This is a genomic window from Actinoalloteichus spitiensis RMV-1378, assembly GCF_000239155.1.
Classification (GTDB): domain Bacteria; phylum Actinomycetota; class Actinomycetes; order Mycobacteriales; family Pseudonocardiaceae; genus Actinoalloteichus_B; species Actinoalloteichus_B spitiensis.
The window spans coordinates 1-3,338 of the sequence record NZ_AGVX02000150.1 but is presented as its reverse complement, the minus strand read 5'-3'; the positions used below and the strand labels follow the sequence as shown (position 1 = coordinate 3,338).

The window sequence follows — 3,338 nt, the reverse complement described above, 5'->3', positions numbered from 1 at the left end:
GCCGCCGCACGTCCTCTTCGTCCGGCTGGCCAAGCCGCTGATCTCCCTGTTCAACGTCGCGGCGAACGGGGTGCTGCGGTTGGCGAAGGTCGAACCGAAGGACGAGCTGGCCTCGGCCTACACCTCGGACGAGTTGGCGACGCTGATCACGGAGTCGCGCAAGGAGGGCCTGCTGGACGACTCGGAACACCGTCGGCTGGCCAAGACGCTGTCGTCGGCCGAGCGCACGGTCGCCGAGGTCCTCGTCCCGACTGGCGAGCTGACGACGCTGCCCCGGAATCCGACCGTGGGGGACGTGGAGCGGGTGGTGTCCACCACGGGCTTCTCCCGCTTCCCCATCCTCGACGACGAGGGCGGCCTGGCCGGCTACCTGCACGTGAAGGACGTGCTGGACCAGGCTGGCGCGGACCCGGCCACCCCGGTCGCCGCCAGTCGCGTCCGGGGCCTGCCGGTGGTCTCCGCCGAGGACCGGCTCGACGACGCCCTGACCACCTTGCGCCGGGCGCAGAGCCACCTGGCAAGGGCGGTCGACAAGGACGGCCGGCTGTTGGGCGTGGTGGCGCTCGAGGACCTGCTGGAGGAGTACGTCGGCACCGTGCGCGACGCGATGCACGTGGGTGCTCACTGAGCGTGCGGATCCGGGAGGGGGGTGGCCGTCGTCGCCCCCCTCCCGCCGTGTCCGGGGTCGTTCCCGCATCGGGCGCCGAGGTGCCCCGCCACCGACGGGGAGAGGTGGAGCCGGGGTGGTTACCGGAGTCCACTCGGTAACGATTACCCGAGTGCCCCTCTTCGGTGTTGACGTTGCGCAACCGGATTAACACGCCCCTTGCCTCTCATGGGCTAAGGTCTTCGGGAACCAGTGCGGCTTCGCGGAATCAGCCCCGCAATTTTCGTTACCTTTTGAAGCCAACTGACACGAACAGGTGGCTAGAGAGGACACTTAATGGCGCGACATCGCGGAACTGGGCTCGGCTTCCGGCGGAAGATCGCCGGCTGGCCGCTGGTCGTCCTCGGTCTCGTGGTGGTCTCCGTCCTGGGAGTCCTCGGCTACGGTGCGCTCAGCGACATGGTCGACCGGCGTGCCGATGCGGAGGCGGAGAACTGTTCGGGGGGTGAACTGGTGCTGCCGGTCACCGTCACGGCGAGCCTGACCGAACCGGTCACCGCGGCGGCCGAGCAGTGGAACTCCTCCTCACCGCGCGTGCAGAACCACTGCGTGCGGGCCGAGGTGCACACCGCGCCCTCCGCCGCCGTCGCGGACGGGCTCACCAGCGACGAGTGGGACGAGGAGCTGGCCGGCCCGCGACCCGCCGCCTGGATCCCCGACTCCACCGTCTGGACCGACCGGCTGGCCAGCGAGAACAACGCCGTCCTCGGCTCCCAGCCGCTGGTCGTCGCGACCAGCCCGGTCCTGCTCGCCGTGCCCGCCGCCGGTGCGGCCGCGCTCCAGGAGGGCGAGGCGACCTGGGAGACCGTCGGCCAGATGGCCCGGGGCGCCGGCTGGGGCGGTGTCCACCGCGCCGAGTGGGGCACCTTCTCCCTCGCCGTGCCCGACCCGGCCATGAACCGCGCCAGCCAGCTCGCGCTCCAGGCCGTCCTGGCGACCAGCGGCGGTTCCGGGTCCGGCCCGGTGACCGAGGACATCCTCGACGGGGAGAACGCCCAGCAGCAGCTGGCGGCGCTGGCCGGAGCGCAGCCCACCGACGTGCCCCCCACCGGGCGGGAGGCCCTCCAGCGGATGGACGGCACGGCCACGCCGCTCACCGGCTCCCTCGACGCGGTCCCGGTCGCCGAGGTCGACCTCTACCGGCGCAACGTCGGCAAGGACGGGATGGACGCGCCCTCCGAGCCGGTGGTGGGCCTGCCGTTGACGCCCACCCCGTCCGTGCAGTACCCGTTGGTGTCGGTCAAGGACGCCAGCGGTGACACCGCGACGCTGCGCGCCGCGCAGCGGTTCGGCGACTACCTCACCGAACGAGGATCGCAGCGCCTCCTCGCCGATGCCGGTTTCCGGGTGGCCTCGGTCACCGCCTACCCCGACCCCTCCCCCGGGTTGTCCTGGACCACGCCCATGGAGACCCTCAAATCCGCCGAACGCGCGGTGACGAGCGCGGTGACCGCGCGGTGGCGGGAGCTGCTGGGCTCCTGACCGCGCCCCTTCCGCCGGCCGCGAGTCGGGCGAGTCGGGCCGTTCCTGGTGCGCGCGGTCGCGTTCGCCGCTCGGCACGACGCCCAGGCAGGCGGGTCGCCCGGTCAGACCACCGTGAGCACCCGCTGACCCCTCAGCCCGGCCACGAGCGCGTCCGGCACCCGCACGAGGCCGTCGGACCGTCCGTGCTGCTCGAGGAGAGCCGTCACCGCCGGCCCCACCGGCAGCGCCGCCCCGGACACGATGCCGGCGTACCGGCGGCCGCCCTCGCGCCGCCCGACCCTGGTGTTCGTCCGTCGGGCCAGGAAGGTGCCGCAGTCGGAGATGGTGGTGAGGTCGTGGTAGCGGCGGCGGCTCGGCGACCAGACCTGGAGGCGGACCGCCCGCCGCGCGGCGAACCCGAGGTCGCCCGCGGGCACCAACAGCACCCGGTGGGACAGCTCCAGGAGTCGCAGGCACTCCTCGGCGTGGGCGACCGCCCGGCGGAACTCCACGTCGAGCCGCTCCGGTAGGCAGACGCGGAGCAGGTCGACCGCCGCGGTCGACCCGGGGCCGGTCCCGTACCTCCCCGCCTCCCCGGGGGTCCGGAGGTCATCCGCCGCGAGCCGGGGGTTCAGGGCGACGTGGGCGAGGGGAAGCCGCTCGGCTGGCAGGGTCCGCCCCGCGTGCACCAGCGCCATCGCGGTGTCCCCGCCCGGTGCGACGTACCAGGTCCCGTGCTCGGTGGTGAGGCGCACCAGCCGCTCGCGGGCGGCGGGTGCCCGAGGTGGCCACCGGCTCATGCCGGACTCGACCAGCAGCGGGAGGGACACTTCGTCGTAACCGTGCCGACCGCCGTGCAGGTCGAGCAGGAACCCGCTCACCACCCGTTCGAGGCGGGCCCTGGTGACGCTCGTGCGACCTGGGCAGGGGGAGGTCACCCGGGGGCCACCGGACGCCGCGTGGTCGCTGGCCGCCCGGCGGTCCGCGGCGGGGGCGCACCAGCGGCGGAGTTCGACCGCGTACTCCTCGGTGGCACCGTCGGGCACCCGGTCGTCGGGGATGGCGGGCACGTCGAGCAGGAACTCGTCGAGCCGCGCGGCGGCCGCGAACACCTGCCCCCGCGCCGCCCGTTCCCCTTCCTTCGTCCCGCGCGCCTCCGCTCGGAGGGCGGCGAGGTCGGCCCCTCGGCGGGCGGCGGCCCTCACCC

Annotated in this window: 3 protein-coding genes; 2 read left to right on the top strand and 1 reads right to left on the bottom strand. The window is 73.9% G+C overall.

Features of this window, described 5'->3' with window-relative positions; all coding sequences use genetic code 11:
• Together ACTIDRAF_RS0207980 and ACTIDRAF_RS0207975 are read left to right on the top strand one after the other, a co-directional pair.
• On the top strand, positions 1 to 628 hold a 628-nt coding region (locus ACTIDRAF_RS0207980), incomplete at its 5' end, for a CBS domain-containing protein (protein ID WP_016698201.1).
• Positions 629 to 943: 315 nt separating this feature from the next.
• Positions 944 to 2,149 (top strand): substrate-binding domain-containing protein, encoded by a 1,206-nt coding sequence (locus ACTIDRAF_RS0207975; protein WP_016698200.1) that lies wholly within the window; start codon positions 944 to 946, stop codon positions 2,147 to 2,149.
• 104 nt (positions 2,150 to 2,253) lie between these two features.
• On the opposite strand, the gene ACTIDRAF_RS27800 is transcribed toward ACTIDRAF_RS0207975, so the two are convergent.
• On the bottom strand, positions 2,254 to 3,338 hold a 1,085-nt coding region (locus ACTIDRAF_RS27800), incomplete at its 5' end, for a hypothetical protein (RefSeq protein WP_016698199.1).